Annotated in this window: 13 protein-coding genes; 8 read left to right on the top strand and 5 right to left on the bottom strand. The window is 61.2% G+C overall.

The annotated features are described in order from the left end of the window. Window positions 1-56: 56 nt before the first annotated feature. Entirely contained in the window at window positions 57-1,295 is a 1,239-nt protein-coding gene (locus AC1DWA_RS10830; RefSeq protein ID WP_477846020.1) for an HNH endonuclease signature motif containing protein, read from the bottom strand. Between the two features lie 1,103 nt (window positions 1,296-2,398). Between AC1DWA_RS10830 and AC1DWA_RS10835 the strand changes: the two genes are divergently transcribed. Further along, window positions 2,399-3,022: a hypothetical protein gene (locus AC1DWA_RS10835; protein WP_283567252.1), complete on the top strand. Its 624-nt coding sequence runs from the start codon at window positions 2,399-2,401 to the stop codon at window positions 3,020-3,022. 630 nt (window positions 3,023-3,652) lie between these two features. Here the strand turns inward: AC1DWA_RS10835 and lanKC are convergent. Continuing rightward, on the bottom strand, window positions 3,653-6,235 hold the full coding sequence (gene lanKC, locus AC1DWA_RS10840; RefSeq protein WP_477846021.1) for a class III lanthionine synthetase LanKC: 2,583 nt from the start codon (window positions 6,233-6,235) through the stop codon (window positions 3,653-3,655). Between the two features lie 366 nt (window positions 6,236-6,601). On the opposite strand from lanKC, the gene AC1DWA_RS10845 reads away from it, so the two are divergent. From AC1DWA_RS10845 to AC1DWA_RS10855, 3 genes are read left to right on the top strand one after another with little or no spacing between them, the layout of a single operon-like run. Beyond that, window positions 6,602-7,795: a thiolase family protein gene (locus AC1DWA_RS10845; RefSeq protein WP_477846022.1), complete on the top strand. Its 1,194-nt coding sequence runs from the start codon at window positions 6,602-6,604 to the stop codon at window positions 7,793-7,795. A 28-nt stretch (window positions 7,796-7,823) separates the two neighbouring features. After that, window positions 7,824-8,585: a 3-hydroxyacyl-CoA dehydrogenase gene (locus AC1DWA_RS10850; protein WP_172932727.1), complete on the top strand. Its 762-nt coding sequence runs from the start codon at window positions 7,824-7,826 to the stop codon at window positions 8,583-8,585. Between the two features lie 12 nt (window positions 8,586-8,597). Continuing rightward, entirely contained in the window at window positions 8,598-9,224 is a 627-nt protein-coding gene (locus AC1DWA_RS10855) for a TetR/AcrR family transcriptional regulator (protein ID WP_020909537.1), read from the top strand. An 87-nt stretch (window positions 9,225-9,311) separates the two neighbouring features. Here AC1DWA_RS10855 and AC1DWA_RS10860 read toward each other — a convergent pair whose 3' ends face one another. Beyond that, window positions 9,312-10,934, bottom strand: a complete 1,623-nt coding sequence (locus AC1DWA_RS10860; RefSeq protein WP_019745828.1) for a long-chain fatty acid--CoA ligase — start codon at window positions 10,932-10,934, stop codon at window positions 9,312-9,314. A gap of 101 nt (window positions 10,935-11,035) precedes the next feature. Beyond that, entirely contained in the window at window positions 11,036-12,721 is a 1,686-nt protein-coding gene (locus AC1DWA_RS10865) for a dihydroxyacetone kinase family protein (protein ID WP_477846023.1), read from the bottom strand. 54 nt (window positions 12,722-12,775) lie between these two features. Between AC1DWA_RS10865 and AC1DWA_RS10870 the strand changes: the two genes are divergently transcribed. Beyond that, on the top strand, window positions 12,776-13,639 hold the full coding sequence (locus AC1DWA_RS10870; RefSeq protein WP_042953212.1) for a patatin-like phospholipase family protein: 864 nt from the start codon (window positions 12,776-12,778) through the stop codon (window positions 13,637-13,639). Further along, window positions 13,636-14,490 (top strand): LLM class flavin-dependent oxidoreductase, encoded by an 855-nt coding sequence (locus AC1DWA_RS10875; protein ID WP_020971177.1) that lies wholly within the window; start codon window positions 13,636-13,638, stop codon window positions 14,488-14,490. Before AC1DWA_RS10870 ends, AC1DWA_RS10875 begins: the two co-directional genes overlap by 4 nt. Window position 14,491: 1 nt before the next feature. Here the strand turns inward: AC1DWA_RS10875 and AC1DWA_RS10880 are convergent, their stop codons facing one another. After that, on the bottom strand, window positions 14,492-15,502 hold the full coding sequence (locus tag AC1DWA_RS10880; RefSeq protein WP_279163444.1) for a threonine aldolase family protein: 1,011 nt from the start codon (window positions 15,500-15,502) through the stop codon (window positions 14,492-14,494). A gap of 334 nt (window positions 15,503-15,836) precedes the next feature. Between AC1DWA_RS10880 and AC1DWA_RS10885 the strand changes: the two genes are divergently transcribed. After that, window positions 15,837-16,376 (top strand): HNH endonuclease, encoded by a 540-nt coding sequence (locus AC1DWA_RS10885; protein ID WP_031333862.1) that lies wholly within the window; start codon window positions 15,837-15,839, stop codon window positions 16,374-16,376. Between the two features lie 19 nt (window positions 16,377-16,395). Next, the gene (locus tag AC1DWA_RS10890) at window positions 16,396-16,653 is read left to right on the top strand and encodes a WhiB family transcriptional regulator (RefSeq protein ID WP_269576725.1); all 258 of its coding nucleotides are present in this window, start codon (window positions 16,396-16,398) and stop codon (window positions 16,651-16,653) included. Window positions 16,654-16,656 lie beyond the last annotated feature (3 nt).

A 16,656-nucleotide genomic window follows, 5' to 3' on the forward strand; every position in this document is an offset into this window, starting at 1 on the left:
GCACCAGCACCGGGGCATGGTTCGTCCCCGGTGCTGATGTATTCGATTGTCGCGATTCACGCCGCTGTGGGTGGGCTGTTCCCGCCGATCGGCTGTTGATACGGATCGATCGACATCGGCGGATAGAACACCGTCTTCCGATCCGGGCCGATCTCCACCCGCCATTCCGTGTGGTGCATCGTCCGATGATGATGACCGCACAACAAGATCAGATTGTCGAGATCTGTTGGGCCACCATCGTTCCAGTGAACAATATGATGAGCATCGCACCACCCCGACGGCGTCCCACACCCCGGGAACGCACACCCACCATCCCGAACCGCCAACGCCCGCCGCTGCGGCACCGTCGCCGTTCTCGCTTCCTTACCGCAGTCGAGCGGAACACCGTTCTCATCCAACAAGATCCGGGTGACGGTGCAGTCGCACGCCAACATCCGCGCAGTGTCGATACTGATCGGGCCCTCCCAATCCGTCCACGCGAACCCGAGTTCCTCCGTGGACGGCAGGAGGTCTTTCAACGCCTGCAGGTCCGTCATGTCTTTCGCGGACGCGGTCACCGTGATGTGTGGTTTCACGCCGCCTTCGATCGGACCCAACCCCGCCCGCTCGTACCGGCGCAACAACTCGCAAAACCCGTCCGCACGCCGTAATGCCGGAGTACGCGTGTCTTTGACGCCGTCCTTCTCAGGCGTCGGCGCCGACAAACTCGACAACAACGTGATCAGACGGGCCCCGTTCACAGCATCCAGATCACCCTTCACAGTCACTCTGCCGTACAAGCCTTTCGAGGCGTAGAACTCATTCCGCTCCGAATCCTCGCCGACCGGGACCCCGTCCTCACGCTTGCCGTACTGCTTCTCGATCCGCCGAATCGCAGCCCGCACCGCATCACAATCCGCGATGTTCTTCGACGCCAACGACAACAAAATCCCGCGAGCCTTGTCCACATCCGCCAGGGTCATGTTCTTCGGTGGATGCAGACAAAACGACGCCACCTGACGCGCCTTCAACGCATCAACATCACCGCGATGAAACGCATCGCCCACAACAGGTTCGAGCATCAACAACCGCGCCAACCCGACCAGCAGACTGCACTCACCGATCTCCAGATTCGTCGAACCGTGCAACCACTGTGCGATCGCCCGAAAACCCTTCCCACCGAGAACCTCCCGGGAAAACATCTCCACGATCAGCAACACCATCCGCGACTGCAACTCGTGCCGGGCACGCACCAGATCGAGAACCTCACTCTTGAGGTCCTCGCCATCCAGTTGCCACGCTTCCCGACTGTCCATGCCGAAAGTTTAATCGAACAAAGTTTCGAACACAAGAGAATGTTGGATCGAAAATTGCTGCTATCAAATTGATTTCGACATTTCGGACAGTCGGTTATAGGCGGGTCACCGACGTAGTCCACGTGCGCCGACGAGTGCGAGCGCCACCATCAACCCGGAGCACAACAGCATCACGTCGGAATTGTCTGAGCCCCAGCACATTGTGTAATCGGCGTCGATCATGTTGCCGCCTGTCCCCGGCAAGCGCATGGGTCCAGCCGAGCACCAGGCCCAGGAGTGTCATCGCCAGCGTGATGGGAACGAAGACCACCAGGACCCGCAAGAAATGCCCTCGAACAAGGCTGGTGGATTCGCGAAGATCGACGAGTAGTGGAAGCGCCGGACACGACGGACACCGATTTGTTACTCATCGGTCTGATGTCGAGTGCGCCGCTGTTGTCCCGAGTCAGCGCCAGTGTTCAGCGCTTCCGGCGGCCGAAAAATATGCCGGCAGCCGAGATGACGATCAGCACCACAAGAACGACGACGATGTACGACCTGTCCGCGGCCGGTGCTACCGTTTCGCTTTCTTTGGTCACTCCATCAGTGAATGTACAGCTCATACCTGGAGGGAACCATCCCCAGAAGTCTGTAATTCCTACCCCCACCCTCTCTGCACGCTCAGGAAGGAGATAATTGAATCGTGACGGGATTCCATAATGATCGATGCACCAACTGGGTTGATGTTGGAGTCGCAAAGAAAATACGTCCAACAAGTAGACAATGGCTACTGCGATCAGTGATACCGCCATAGCCGCTTGACTCACTCGTAATAATCGCATTTTCACGACTTTCCCCCAACAGTCACGTCATCATGAGGTGACGATGGTGTTCGTTGCTGCGATCCACCGAATCCAGCCGTGCTCAAAATTGACCTGTCGACTTTGGGAGTCGCCGAACTCTCCTGACATCGGTAGTTCAATCGACCATCCTCGCAGCCCTGCCTCCCATAGGCAGCAAAGATAGCACCGTGGACACTTTCTCCGTGCCGAGAAACAATCGATCGTGAGATCGGGGAAGTGGTTACTGCTAGTCCGCGACAAACAGCTCGCTATTCTCATCGAATGGATCAGGCAGTGTCGAACTCGCAGGCAACGAGAAGGTCCGGTGCTCTTCGTTGGGTTGCATTGGTAAACGCACTTATCGCAGCGTCGGCGTCGGCGATGTATGTCGCAGCGAAATGCCATCTCACCTGGCCCGAACCTGCGGATAGTGCACTCTCGATCGCCGGTGCGGTCGTTCTCTGGGTCCTCACCGCGACTGTTGCAATCGTGCTGCTCGGAGTGTGCTGGTGGCAGCGACGCCGATGGTTGTGGTCCGATGTCGCTGTTCCGGTTCTCGTGGTGATCGCACTCGGGATCGCGGCCGCGGGGCAGCCACATTTCGATCAGTATCGGGCAGACTTCGAAACCGTTGCACAGCAACTACTTCAAGAACCTGACGATCCCTATTCCGATGGGTATCATCGTGATCTACGAATCGGCAGATTCGATATCTCCTATGCCAACGTCAGCAGTGAAGGCCACGTCTATTTCCATGACGCACGAGATGGATTGGCCATCTTGGACAATCCCGGCTGGGTGTACGCACCCGATGGCGTGTCCGACAAGACCTTCAATCAGCTCCAGTTGGAAGACATCGGGGGCGGATGGTACCGATTCCCTCATCTTGTCGTTGACAGCTATTGAAACTCAAACCACCCGACCAGCATTCCGGAGGCGAAGGGAAGTAGGAGTACGAAAAGCGTCGTGAAGGTCAAGGCGGTGTCGGTGCGGCAACTGCCACCTCCGTCGTACCAGCGTGAGCAGATGTCCCCGAAGTCCCAACTCTCGCCGAACGCTGAACGAACCAACCTGAAAACGCGGCTGTCAGGATCAGGAGGAATATCACCGCCGCTGGCCGCCCGATCTGCCCTCGGCATTGCCGCCAGGTCGCGCACATCATCGGCAAATACAGCTCGGTGAAGTGCGGATGCGTCTCATGATGAAACAATACTGTTCGTCTGGTGATCCGCACGGATTCCGAAAGCCGATACCCCGGACCTTCTCCGAGGTATCGGCCTGAGGTCAGAGGCAGAAGAAACTGAGCGAACTGATTGCCGCGTTCTGCTCGAGCTGGCCTGCGTCTCCGACGTTGCCGGCGGCGACTGACAGATCTTGAAGGGAGAGAATAGCGTCCATTGTCATTTCCTTTGTTGATCGGCGTTCTTGCCGATGGATTTGATCGATCGAGTTTGCTTGCGGTGTTGATTCAATTCCAGGGTTTTTCGCCTGGTACTTCTGTGCTCCAATCTGCCGTGGGTGATAACTTCCGAACAATTAGGCGATGTGGCAGTTCGACGCGCACATCAGTGGAAACGACTGTCGGGCAGTTGCCGATCCGGTATGTCGGAGCGACGCCAGTATTCCTGCAGATCCGGTTGCCCAGTCTGTCGAGAGTCTCAGGTTCTGTTCACCTGGAAAGTGCAGTCCTCCTGCGTGATTGAGGCTGTGTAAGCCCAGAAGCTGCAACTGCTGGGCAAGCGTCTGCTCACAATCGGCGCCGGCATATGGACTCTTGGAGAGTTCGCCGAGGAAGAGAATCAGCCCGGCTCGCCCGTTGAGTAGTCCGGCTTGGGCAGTGAATTCGACGGCGGCAGCGCGGGATATGGCAAGTAGCGCAGACGCGTAGCGCGGCTCGTCGACATGTCGAACAAGTTGAAGAAGTACCAGGCCCACGCCGACGGATCCCGATCCGAGGTACGGCATTGTCCGGCGCTCCTCTCTCAGCTGCATCGAACCGTCAGGGCACATCTGCATCACGGACAGGTCGATGTCGACAAGCTGTCGCGCGTGTTCCAGCGATCGAGGATCACCGGTCCGTTCGTAGTGGCGAGTCCAGAACAGCGCTTGCCCGCTCGGCCCTCTCATCAAGCCTCCGCGACCCGTTGTCGCCCAAGATGTTCCGTCGGTGAAGCGGACGTGTGCGCGAGCAGCCGGAAGGCGATCCCGCAGAGTTTCGGTGACGAGAGCGAGAGTTGACGATGCCGCCGGACATGACTCCGATTCCTCGAGTAGAAGGCACCCGATTCCGGAAAGGCCGCCGAAGAGGCTGGAGTCGAGATCGTCGAGTGGGACTCCACGCAAAGTCTCGACCCATCTGTCGGCAGTCGAGTGTCGTCCTAGCTGCCGAAAGGTATGCACCGCACCTGCGAGCCCGTCGAAGAAACCGAACCGTGGTTGCGTATCCGAATCAACTTGATGTTCAGTCCATTCCAGAACTGTCTCCAAGGTGTCGGTGGGAAGATTATCGGCGAGTAGGTTTCCGCACGAGCCGTGAGCAATGCCGTAACCGTTCACTTCGAACTGGGCGATGTCACCGGGAAAGAGTCGATCAGCGCGGGAGAGATCAAGTGTGGTGAGGATGCCGCAGCGCAATCGAGCGTCCATACGTTGCAAGGTTTCCCTCGACGACGTGTCCCAACGATGCGGGTGATCCGCCGGTTCCGGCGGCTGTGCGTCGAGCATCGAATAGAGCGAGGCACAGAAGGCACGAGGAAGATCGAATCGAGACACCGCGTAGCCGATGAGTTCGGGAATCTTGTTGCGGTCGAGGGGGAGCAATGTAGTAAGTGGGACAAAGAGTCCCAGCTCGATGCATCCCAAGGAGTATCGATCTGCCTCGATTCCTGTCAACTGTTGCGGTGCGGTGTACCCGGGAGCCCCGGTGGACCGGGGCGGTTGCTCGTCGATGCTGTGGGCCATCTCGAAATCGATGATCCGAATACCCGACGGTGAGCACATCACGTTGCCGGGGTGAAGATCGGCATGAACGATTCCGGCGTTGTGGAAGCTCTCGACTGCGGTAGTCAGCTGTTGTGCAATACCGAGCGCCCAGGTTCTGTATTCCGTTCGGGAGCTGAGTGTCTGATCCGCGCGTATCAGCGGATAGCGGAGCGCAATCTCCTGATTCAGGGGAGCGCCGGGTGCGCGCTCGGTGACAAGAAAGTGGTGTCCTTCGCGCTCGAACAAGTTGAGCGCGGAAGGTGAGTACGGGTTGCCGGCAAGGTGAGTCAGCGTGTCGTACTCGTTGCAAATGCGGTCGATTGCGTACCGGCCGTTGGCGTCCGGGGCGGTGAAGGGCCGACCCTCTTTGATGACGAGATTGATGCCGGCGTCGTCCAGCGCGGAGTAGATCCCCCCGCTGTTGCTGAAGTGCAGGGCTTCAGTGATCGAATAGGGGAAGGCGTCGCGTGATTTCAGCTTGTCTTGCTGCGCGCGAACGAAGTCCGGGATTTGTACCCAGTCTGGAGTTCTGAAGGAAGTGCCGCGCAGATCGGGTTCGAGCGATCCGTCGGGGCGCCGTATTGCCGGGACGCGATCGCCGAATGAATCGTTGGTCTGCATGGGCAGGTACGCGCCGTACCGTAAGTAGAGTGGTCCCCGGTTCCATCGCACATCGCTGAGGATGTATGGCCCGTCGGCAGCCCTGACAAGCTCGTCCAGTTCGGTGATGACACGTTGTGTGGCAACGCTATCCGCCGGATAGATCGTGATGAATTTTCCGCTGGATGTTCGATTGGCCTGCTTGCTGTTGGAGAACATGAGGTCTGCTGCCGTCCGAAGAAATTTGAAAGGCACCAGATTGTGGCCGCAATACGCGGAGACGGTATCGAGCAGCTCCTGCGCGTTGGCTTGGGTAGCGGAGCAGTGAATCTTCCATCCCTGTTCTGGCAGCACGCTGTCAGGCGGTTGGAAGTAGTTCCACGGTCCGCTTTGGGGACCGCGCCGCCAGAGTGACCAGCCCACCGACTTTGCAGGCTTAAAGTGCTGGTCAGTCAGTGTGTCAGGTCGAGTGACCGTTCTGATTCGGTCGTAGAAATGCGAGTCGGCACGTGTGAATGCAACGTATCGCAGGTCCACGCTCTACCTCCGGGTCAGTCCCCCTGCGGTTTGTCATCGATTGGTGCCACGCCCCGAATCCCCTGTGGCTTGGATTGCTTGTGGCGGAAGGTTATCCGATTCCGGACATTTCGGGCGAAGATTGAAAACCTATCATTCGAAAGTACTAATGAAGGGCGTGGGTCAGGGGTTCCTGATCGCCCAACTTTTCATCTGCCCACATCGGCTTCGAGTTCGGTAGCCCTCTCTTGACGGACGGTCCGACTCGGTGGTAATTGTTTAGCGAGCGCTAAGTCAGGGTGCTCTCACGATCTCGGTTCGGCATCCGGTGCCACGAACTCGGGTGCCGGACCGCCCCAGCAATGCACGTCCTCGAAGGGAACGAAGATGACCAAGGCAGTGATCGTCGATGTAGTCCGGATCGCGTCTGGCAAGGGAAAGCCGGGCGGAGCACTGTCCGGGACGCACCCTGTCGAACTGATAGCGCACGTTCTACGTTCCATCGTCGATCGAAACGGCCTCGACCCCGCCTTGGTGGACGACGTGATCGGCGGTTGCGTCGGCCAGGCCGGTGAGCAGGCGCTCAACATCACCCGCAGCGCGGTCCTGTCGGCAGGGTTCCCCGAGTCGGTACCCGCCACCACGATCGATCGCCAGTGCGGATCAAGTCAGCAAGCTGCGCACTTTGCGGCTCAAGGCGTGATCGCCGGGGCCTACGACATCGTGATCGCGGCAGGCGTCGAATCCATGAGTCGTGTCCCGATGGGTACCGCGACGATGGGGAAGGATGCTTCCGGTCCGGGCATCGCGGCTCGCTACCCCGAAGGCCTGGTCAATCAGGGCATCTCCGCGGAGTTGATCACCGCGAAGTGGAAGCTTGACCGCGAGGCTCTCGACGCATTCGCTGCGCAGTCCCACCAGCGGGCAGCAGAGGCTGCGGCGCAGGGGCTCTTCGACAAGGAGATTCTGCCGATCTCCGTGACCAACGCCGCCGGTGAGACCGTCTCGCATACCGTCGACGAGACGGTTCGCGCGTCTACTACCGCCGAGGGACTCGCCGGCTTGAAGCCGTCGTTCTACTCGGAGAAGTACGCGCAGCGCTTCCCCGAAGCGCAGTGGTCGATCACTCCCGGTAACTCGTCGCCGCTCACCGACGGCGCGTCCGCAGCACTGATCATGAGCGAAGAAATGGCGTCGAAGCTGGGGCTGACCCCGCGAGCACGCTTCCACTCCTTCTCCGTTGCGGGCGACGACCCGATCTTCATGCTCACCGCACCCATCCCAGCCACCCACAAGGTGCTCGCTCGCGCGGGTCTGAGCATCGACGACATCGACACCTACGAGGTCAACGAGGCCTTCGCTCCCGTTCCACTCGCCTGGGCTCACGAGTTCGGCGCCGACCCGGCAAAGCTCAACCCGTGGGGCGGCGCGATTGCACTCGGCCATGCCCTGGGGTCCTCGGGTACTCGACTGTTGACCACGATGGTCAACCACCTCGAGGCCACCGGCGGACGCTACGGATTGCAGACCATGTGCGAGGGCGCCGGCATGGCCAACGCCACCATCATCGAACGCATCTGAAACACATAACCTTTCGAAAGGAACTCTCATGATCGTCAACGACAGCGTCGCCGTCGTCACCGGTGGAGCATCCGGCCTCGGCCTGGCTACGACCAAAGCCCTTCTTGCCGACGGTGCCAGCGTCGTCATCGTCGACCTTCCGTCGTCCAACGGTGAAGCCATCGCCAAGGAACTTGGCGACCGGGTCCGCTTCGCGGCTGCAGACGTCACCGACGAGGCTGCGGTCACCGCTGCACTCGACGTGGCCGAGTCCCTCGGACCCCTGCGCGTGGCAGTCAACTGCGCCGGAATCGGCAACGCAGTCAAGACTGTCAGCAAGAAGGGTGCTTTCCCGCTCGACGCGTTCAAGAAGGTCATCGACGTCAACTTGATCGGCACCTTCAACGTTCTTCGTCTTGCTGCGGAACGTATTTCGAAGACCGAACCCATCGACGGTGAACGCGGCGTCATCATCAACACCGCCTCCGTCGCAGCCTATGACGGTCAGATCGGGCAGGCTGCGTACTCCGCGTCGAAGGGTGGCGTCGTCGGTATGACGCTCCCCATCGCCCGTGACCTCGCGTCGCTGCTGATCCGCGTCAACACCATCGCTCCCGGGCTGTTCAAGACCCCGTTGCTGGCCGGACTGCCTGAAGCAGCCCAGGCGTCGCTGGGTCAGCAGGTGCCTCACCCCTCTCGCCTGGGCGATCCCAGCGAGTACGGCGCGCTTGCTGCGCATATCGTCTCCAACCCTATGCTCAACGGTGAGACGATCCGCCTCGACGGTGCAATCCGTATGGCACCGCGGTAATTTCGGCTATTCATGACTGGCGAGGTGGAGCCCGTGAATTCGGTGGCAGTGGACTGGAGGACTTTCCCGCCGCTGGTGATGACCGACATCCTGATGGCTTCGCTCGAGCTGTTCGACGAGAACGGTTACCACGGCACGACGGTGCGGCAGATTGCCAACCGTGTCGGGGTAACCGTTCCCGCGCTCTACTATCACCACGCGAACAAAGAGGCAGTCCTCGTCGCTCTGTTCGAGATCTCGATGAGTGAGCTGAATACCAGAACCGAAGCGGCAGAGGTGGAAGCCGGCGAAAATCCGGTACGACGCTTCGCCTTGGTGGTGGAGGCAATTGTTCTCTACATGACCCACCGGTCGCGGCATGCTGCGTTGGACACCGAGATTCGGCATGTCTCACCGGAAAGCCGAAGTCGATACGCCGCCAGTCGTAAGCGGCTCGAGTTGCTCATGCGCAGGATCGTCGACGACGGTGTGGCATCGGGAGATTTCGCGGTCACCGACACCGAGGAGACCGTCCGGGCCATACTCGGTATGGCGCAGTCACTGCCGCGTTGGTTCCAGACCGGCGGGCCGATGTCGCCGACGCAATTGGCGCAGAAGTACGTCGACATCGCTTTTCACACGGTCGGTTATCGTCCGTAAAGTGCATTGCTCGTTAAACGAAGGTGGGCAACAGATTGAAAACCTGTTGCCCACCTTCAGTATTCATGCTTCAGCACTCACTCCGTGTCAGAGGCGAGTGACTTCGAGTCCGCCTTCGTGGTAGTCGGCCCTCAGGCGCTTCTTGTCGAACTTGCCGACGCTCGTCTTCGGAACTTCCTGAACCACAGCCCAGTTCTCGGGGAGCTGCCACTTGGCTACCTTGTCCGAAAGATATTGCTGGAGTTCGGACATCGTGGTCTCGGATCCGGCGCGCAGAACAACCGCGACCAACGGGCGCTCGTCCCACTTCTCGTCCGGCACGCCGATGACGGCAGCTTCGGTGACGTCAGGGTGACCCATGACGGCGTTCTCGAGGTCGACCGATGAGATCCATTCGCCGCCGGACTTGATGATGTCCTTGGAGCGGTCTGACAGGCTCAGGAAGCCGTCGGCCGTGATGGATCCGACGTCACCGGTCTTGAGCCAGCCGTCGTTGAACTTGTCTTCCGCATCGACGCCGTAGTACGACCCGGTGATCCAGGGGCCGCGCACTTCGAGCTCGCCGACGGAAACGCCGTCGTGTGCAACAACTTTGCCGTCGTCGTCGATGAGACGTGCCTCGACGGATGCCGGGAAGCGGCCCTGAGAGTAGCGGTACTTCCACATCGCGTCGCCGGTGACACCGGCCGGCGGGCGGGCAACGGATCCGAGTGGGGAGGTTTCGGTCATGCCCCAGGCGTGCAGGACGGAGACGTTGTGGTCGGCTTCGAATGCGTGCATGAGGGCAGGCGGTACAGCGGAGCCGCCGATCAGAACCTCACGCATCGAGGAGATGTCCTGTGGGTTCTGCTCGAGGTAGAGGTGCAGGCCCTGCCAGATGGTGGGTACGGCCGCGGCGAACGTCGGCTTCTCGCTGGCGATGATCGCAGCCAACGGAGCAGGCTGGAGGAAGCGATCGGGCATGATCAGCGAGGCGCCGATCATGAACGCAGCGTAGGGAAGTCCCCACGACATGGCGTGGAACTGAGGCACCACCGCGAGTGCACGATCGCCCTGCGCGAGGTTGGGGCCGTCGCTCATGCAGACCTGCATGGAGTGCAGGTAGATCGAGCGGTGGGAATAGACGACGCCCTTGGGGTCGCCCGTGGTGCCGGACGTGTAACACATTGCGGCAGCACTGAGTTCGTCGACCTCGGGCCAGTCGAACTCGGTTGGCTGATCGGCGATCAAGCCCTCGTATGTGTGAACCTGCACGCCCTCGGGAGCTTCGAGTCCCGCAGTGGAGGAACCGGTGACGATGATGTGCTTGACGGTTGTCAGCGACGGAAGCTGCGGAGAGAGAAGCGGAATCAGGGACGGATCGACGATGATCACGCGGTCCTCGGCGTGATTGGCGACGTGGATCAACTGCTCGGGGAACAGGCGAATGTTCAGCGTGTGGAGCACAGCACCCATCGAGGGGATCGTCAGGTACGCCTCGAGGTGCTCGGAGTTGTTCCACATGAACGTGGCGACTCGCTCGTCACCCTCGACACCGAGTCCGCGCAGGGCGTGCGCAAGCTGTGCGCAGCGCTTGCCGACGTCTGCGTATGACACACGGCGCGGGCCGGACTCGGTCCACGTGACAACCTCGGAAGCGCCGTGAACGGAGGCACCGTGGCGGAGAAGTTGAGCAATGGAGAGGGGGGCGTCTTGCATGGTGCTCAGCATGGGCTGCTCCTGTGTGGTGTGTGAGACCGGTGCTTTTGCCCACGGGCCCTCACAAACGATGTGCTGTGGCTGCCAGATTAGTCACAGCTGCGAAGTGCTCGCTAGTGACCCACTGCACTAGCGAAAAACCACGCTATGAGTAGCGCTCCCGGATCGACCACTCCGCGAGCGGCTTCGCCCACATAACTTGCACGTCCGCGGTTCGCGAGCATGGTTTCGGTCGACTCCGCGCCGGCCGCCGCCGCTGCCGCTGCGCTGGCCAGAGCAGCGTCCCGATCGGCTCCCGAGTTCACGGATTGCTCCAACGACTCGACCGCCGGAACTATCGCGTCGACCATCGTCTTGTCGCCGACGCGTGCGCCGCCGAGCGAGGTGATGTTGTCGAGCCCCGCCCGTGCTGCAGTCGCGATCGCGCCGAGGTCGAGTTCGGAGTCTCCCGAGTCTGCGGCGACGCGGAAGAAATGCCGGAACCAGATGCCGAACAACGCGCCGGACGTACCGCCGGCGTGACCGAGGTACGCCTGGGAGACTGCATCGAATATCGTTGCAGTGGAATAGGTGTCACGGATCGCCGAGATATCGAGCTGATCCAGTGCGGCCACCATGTTGGTCCCGAAGTCGCCGTCTCCTGCTCGTCGGTCGAGATCGGTCAGGGCAGGTTCCTGCTCCAGTACCTTCGCGGCCCAGTCCGCAATCCAGCCGCCGACGAAGCTGCTTTCGGCAGTGCGTGAGGTGTCGGGTGTGAATGTGGGACCGAATGATTCACGCTTGCCCATGCCGCTGTACTCACGTGCCATAGCATTCGGCCAGGCGGGCGCTTTTGTTGGCGCGTCCCATAATTCGAGGATTTCTTTGTTTGTGCGAACAAGGGTGATGGATGCTCCGGCCATGTTCAATGCAGTGACGAATGTTCCGATCAGCGTCCGCTCGATGTGAATTCCCTGGTCGGCCAGATAATCTCCGAGTTCGGCGAACAGTAGTTGCAGCTCCATTGGGTGGGTGGCTCCCAGCCCGTTGACGACCGCAATGACGTGATCACCTTCGGCGAGACTCAGGGACTCGATGATCGGATCCGTCAGCCGTCGCACCAATTCCGGTGCGGGCAGGGCGTCCACGCGTTCTGTGCCGCGTTCGCCGTGGATTCCGATACCAAGTTCCATCTGCCCGTCCGGTAGGTCGAACGACGGCTCGTCAGCCCCCGGCAAGGTGCATGGGCGAAGAGCGACGGCCATGCTGCGAGCCGAGTGCGCGACGTGTTGTCCGATCCGGGTCACCTCGGCCAGGTCGTCACCGCGGGCGGCCGACGCGCCGCAGACCTTCTCCACCACGATCGTTGCCGCAGTGCCGCGTCGCCCCGGGCCGCTACCGTCTGCGCGTTCGGTCACGACGTCGTCGTCGACCAAGACGACGTCCGTGTCGATCTTGTCCTCGCGGAGTAGTTCCCGTGCGATACCGAAATTCATCACGTCGCCGGTGTAGTTCTTCACGATGTGCAGGACGCCGCCACCGGCGTCGGCAGCTTTGGATCCTTCATGGATCTGCAGTGCGTTGGGTGAGCTGAAGATCAACCCGGGACAGACGGCCGTGAGCATTCCTTCGCCGATGAATCCGGCGTGCATGGGTTCGTGACCCGAGCCGCCGCCGGAGACGAGCGCGACTCGCCCGCGCGGAAGGGGCTGTGCACGAGTGAGGTATCCGGGATCGGGGTTCCACGCGATGTCGTCGGTGGATGCGATCAACCCGCGGAGTGCGTCGGGAACAAATGTCTTTGCGCTGCGCATGAACATCACTTCAGAGTAGGTCTAACGTCGACTTCGGGCACGGATCGTGATCGACGAGAGGTGGACGGCGTGAAATTGGGGTTGGTACTTGCCGGTGGCGGCGTTGCGGGAATCGCCTGGGAAACCGGTTTTCTGTTGGGCGTTCAGGACAAATCGCCGGACGCTGCCGCAGCGCTGCTGGCAGCGGACGTATTGATCGGCACTTCTGCAGGTTCCACCGTGACTGCTCAGATTGCGGGCGGCGCGACACTTCAGGAGCTTTTCGACGCACAAACGGCCGCTGCGACCGGTGAGATCGATCCGGAGGTAGATGTCGAGGTCCTCGGTCAGATGTTCGTCGACGCGATCGCGGGCTCCGCGGATCGGTCCGAACAACTTCGTGCGCTCGGCGAGGCAGCGATGGCCGCCGACACCGTCGAACCCGCCGTGCGTCGTGCGGTCATCGAGGCAAGGCTGCCCAATCGGTTGTGGCCCGAGCGGGAGTTGCGCATCCCGGCGATCAACGCACAAACCGGTGAGTTGAGGGTGTTCGGCAGTGCTGACGGCGTAGAACTGATCGACGCAGTCGGAGCAAGTTGCGCCGTACCAGGGGTGTGGCCGGTAGTCATGATCGAGGGCGACCGGTACATGGACGGCGGAATGGCAAGTGGCTCGAATGTTCATTTGGCTGCCGACTGCGATGTGGTCGTGGTTCTTTCACCTGCTGCCGATCCCGCCCCGAATCTGCTGGGCGGCAGCCTACGAGAGGAAATCGACGCGATGACGCAGTCACGGGTACTGGCGATCTTCGCCGACGACGCCGTCGTGGAAGCGATCGGAACCAACTCCCTCTCGCCGGCGACAAGGCGCCCGGCAGCTGAACTCGGACGCGAACAGGGTCGCCGAACAGCTGACGAGATCGCTGCGTTTCTGGTGACGGCATGAGCGCCGCACGGATTGCCGTGGTCCTGCGTCCGGAGCAATCCCCGGAAGATCTGGTTCGGCATGCGGGGTATGCCGACGAAGTCGGTATCGATGAGGTCTGGCTGTGGGAGGACTGCTTCTTCGGTGGAGGAATAGCCACTGCTGCAACTGTATTGGCCGAAACCACGCGCCTGGGAGTGGCGATCGGTGTGCTGCCGACGCCGATGCGCAACACCGCGATCACGGCGATGGAGATTTCGGCGCTGGCCAGAGTTCATCCGGATCGACTGCGGGTTGGCTTCGGCCACGGCGTTCAGAGTTGGATGCGGCAGATCGGCGCCAAGGTCGAATCGCCGTTGACCCTCCTCCGGGAGCAGTTCGGAGCACTCGAGCGATTACTGCGCGGTGAGTCGGTGACGGTATCCGGTCGATACGTGAATCTCACGGACGTCAAGCTGGCGTGGCCGCCCGAGAAGGTGCCGCAGTTGCTCGTCGGTGCCACGGGGCCAAAGACTTTGGCGCTCAGTGGTGAGTTGGCGCAGGGCACCGTGCTCTCGGGTGGGACGACCCCGGAAGGCGTTCGCCGGGCGATCGCTCATATCGGAGCGCAGGATCTCGAGGTGGTCGTTTACGTCATCTGTGCATTTGGTTCCAGCGGTCGTGAGCGCGCCCTTGCCGAGGCCGCAGCGTCAGGGTGCGAGTCGCCGGAGGAAGCGATTGCCGTGGGGACCGCGGCCGACGTTGCGGCCGCAGCAGTGCGATGGGTGGACGCGGGTGCAACCACCGTGGTACTCCAACCGACCGTTGACGAGCCGGACGTCCGCGAGTTCATTCGCCTTGTCGCGCAGGAGGTTCAACCGCTGATGGTGTAGCTCAGGCGGCTAGTCGGGACAGAACCTCGTCGATGTCGGCAGTGCTCACGTCTCGATGTGTCACGAACCGAACCTTCCCGGCGACGGTGACTGCACCGACGTCGACAGCGGCGAGCTGAGCAACGGTGGCCGACGGATCGGCTGTGGCGGCGAGAACGATGTTGGTTGCGGGTTCGTCGACAGCCCAACCGCGTTCACGAAGGCCCGACGCCAGGCGTTGCGCATTGTCGTGATCGTCGGACAGGCGAGCTTGTGAGCGAAGCGCGACGATGCCGGCTGCGGCAAGCACCCCGCCCTGACGAACGCCGCCGCCGAGCATCTTGCGGATCCTTCGGGCTTCGGTGATCAATTCAGGTGATGCGGCCAGAATCGAGCCGACCGGCGCACCGAGTCCCTTGCTCAGGCACACCTGGACGGTATCGGCGCCGGAAGTCAGTTCGGTGGGCGAAACATCGAGTGCAGCAGCGGCATTCCAGAGGCGGGCGCCGTCGAGATGAATCTTCAAGCCGCGTGATCTCGCCCCGTCGACCAGTTTCGTCCACTCCGTCGGATTCATGACGGCGCCGCCGGCGAAATTGTGGGTGTTCTCGAGACAGAGCAGCGTGGTGTTCAACGTGAAGTACGGGCCGGGGGAGCCCGCCGCCTTCACGACGGTCTCGGGACTGGGACGTCCGGGTCCGCCGTCGTGCGGCAGCGCCATCGGCATTCCCTGTGCGAGCCAAGCAGCGGTGCCCAACTCTGACCCCAAGACGTGAGAGTGTTCCGGTGCGAGGAACTGATCGCCGCGGCGAAGGTGCAGCATCAGCGCAATCAGGTTGCCCATCGATCCGCTCGGTACCCACAAGGCCGCCGGAAAGCCCAGAGTATGTGCGACCTCTTCCTCGAGCGCCGCCATGGTCGGGTCGTGATCGAGGACGTCGTCACCGACCTCGGCGTCAGCCATCGCCTTCCGCATCTCCGCATCAGGCTTGGTGACGGTGTCCGAGCGTAGGTCGATGTACGACGAAGTCATGGCTCATTCGATCAAGCCGCGTGTTCCGGCGTCAAACCGCGGCCTTTGCTGGACGGCTATTCCGGCCTGATAAATCAATATCGCTGAGGATGCCTTCCGTGTGATGATGGGCGCCGGCAATCGTCGGTGAAACGAACAAGAAGTGGAAGGGACAGGCATGCGCGACTCGAAGCAAGCGTTGCACCTGCGCGGGCACTCACCCCGCGGCATTTCCCTTCCTGCATTCGGGGAACAGAGTGGCGCTGGATATATGCCGTTCCCCGTTTCTTGCATTTGCTCCTGACCCGTCTTCACGTCCAGGAGTTCCACTCCTCGACATGAACTGAGACGTCTCATGCGGAACCCGAACCGCGCATCTACCGCCGCTTCTCACAGTTGGATGAACCGGTCCGTCCGGGTACTCAACGCAACGTACGAGTACCTCGGTGAAGTGAGCGCCGATCGTGCGGTCGTCCTGATCGCCACCGGTTCCGCGCAGTCCACCGAAGACGTGATCCCGATATTTCCGGTGCGCTCCAAGCACGTCGAGATCCCACTGCCTCGGACGATCCTGCTTGCCGAGTACGTGTATGTCGCCCACCGGGTTACGGTCACCGATTCCAGCCGAGCGACCTTCGCCGGCATCTTCGACCGGGACGGTCGTCAATGTGCGTACTGCGCCGCCAGAGCAACGACCATCGACCACGTCCAGCCGCGAAGCCGCAACGGGCCCAACACGTGGGGGAATCTGGTGGCGTGCTGCAGTTCCTGCAATCAGCGCAAAGCGGATCGCACACCGGCTGAGGCCGGCATGCGGCTGCTGTGGGAACCGAAGGCACCTCGACGCATCGAGAAAGTGCAGCAGAAGATCTGGCGTGAATTGAGTCGGACGTGACGGTCGAAAGGAGTAAGTGATGTGCGCTGACGAAATCTCGAATCTGGTTGAGCTTCTGCCGATCTCGGACGACCGAACCTGGTGGCAGGCGGAATGTCGAGGAGACCCCGAGCCGGACCGCTGGTTTCCCTTTCCGTCCGAAGGATACGACTACGCGACCGACGTGTGCAACAGGTGCCCGATTGCGGAATCGTGTCGCGAATTCGCCTCTGCCACTGGCCAGACCGGAATCTGGGGAGGAGTGAAGTTCGAGCAGGGCAGGATCGTCGCGGCGTGAGGG

The sequence above is a fragment of the Rhodococcus sp. P4_F3_2 genome (assembly GCF_056401335.1).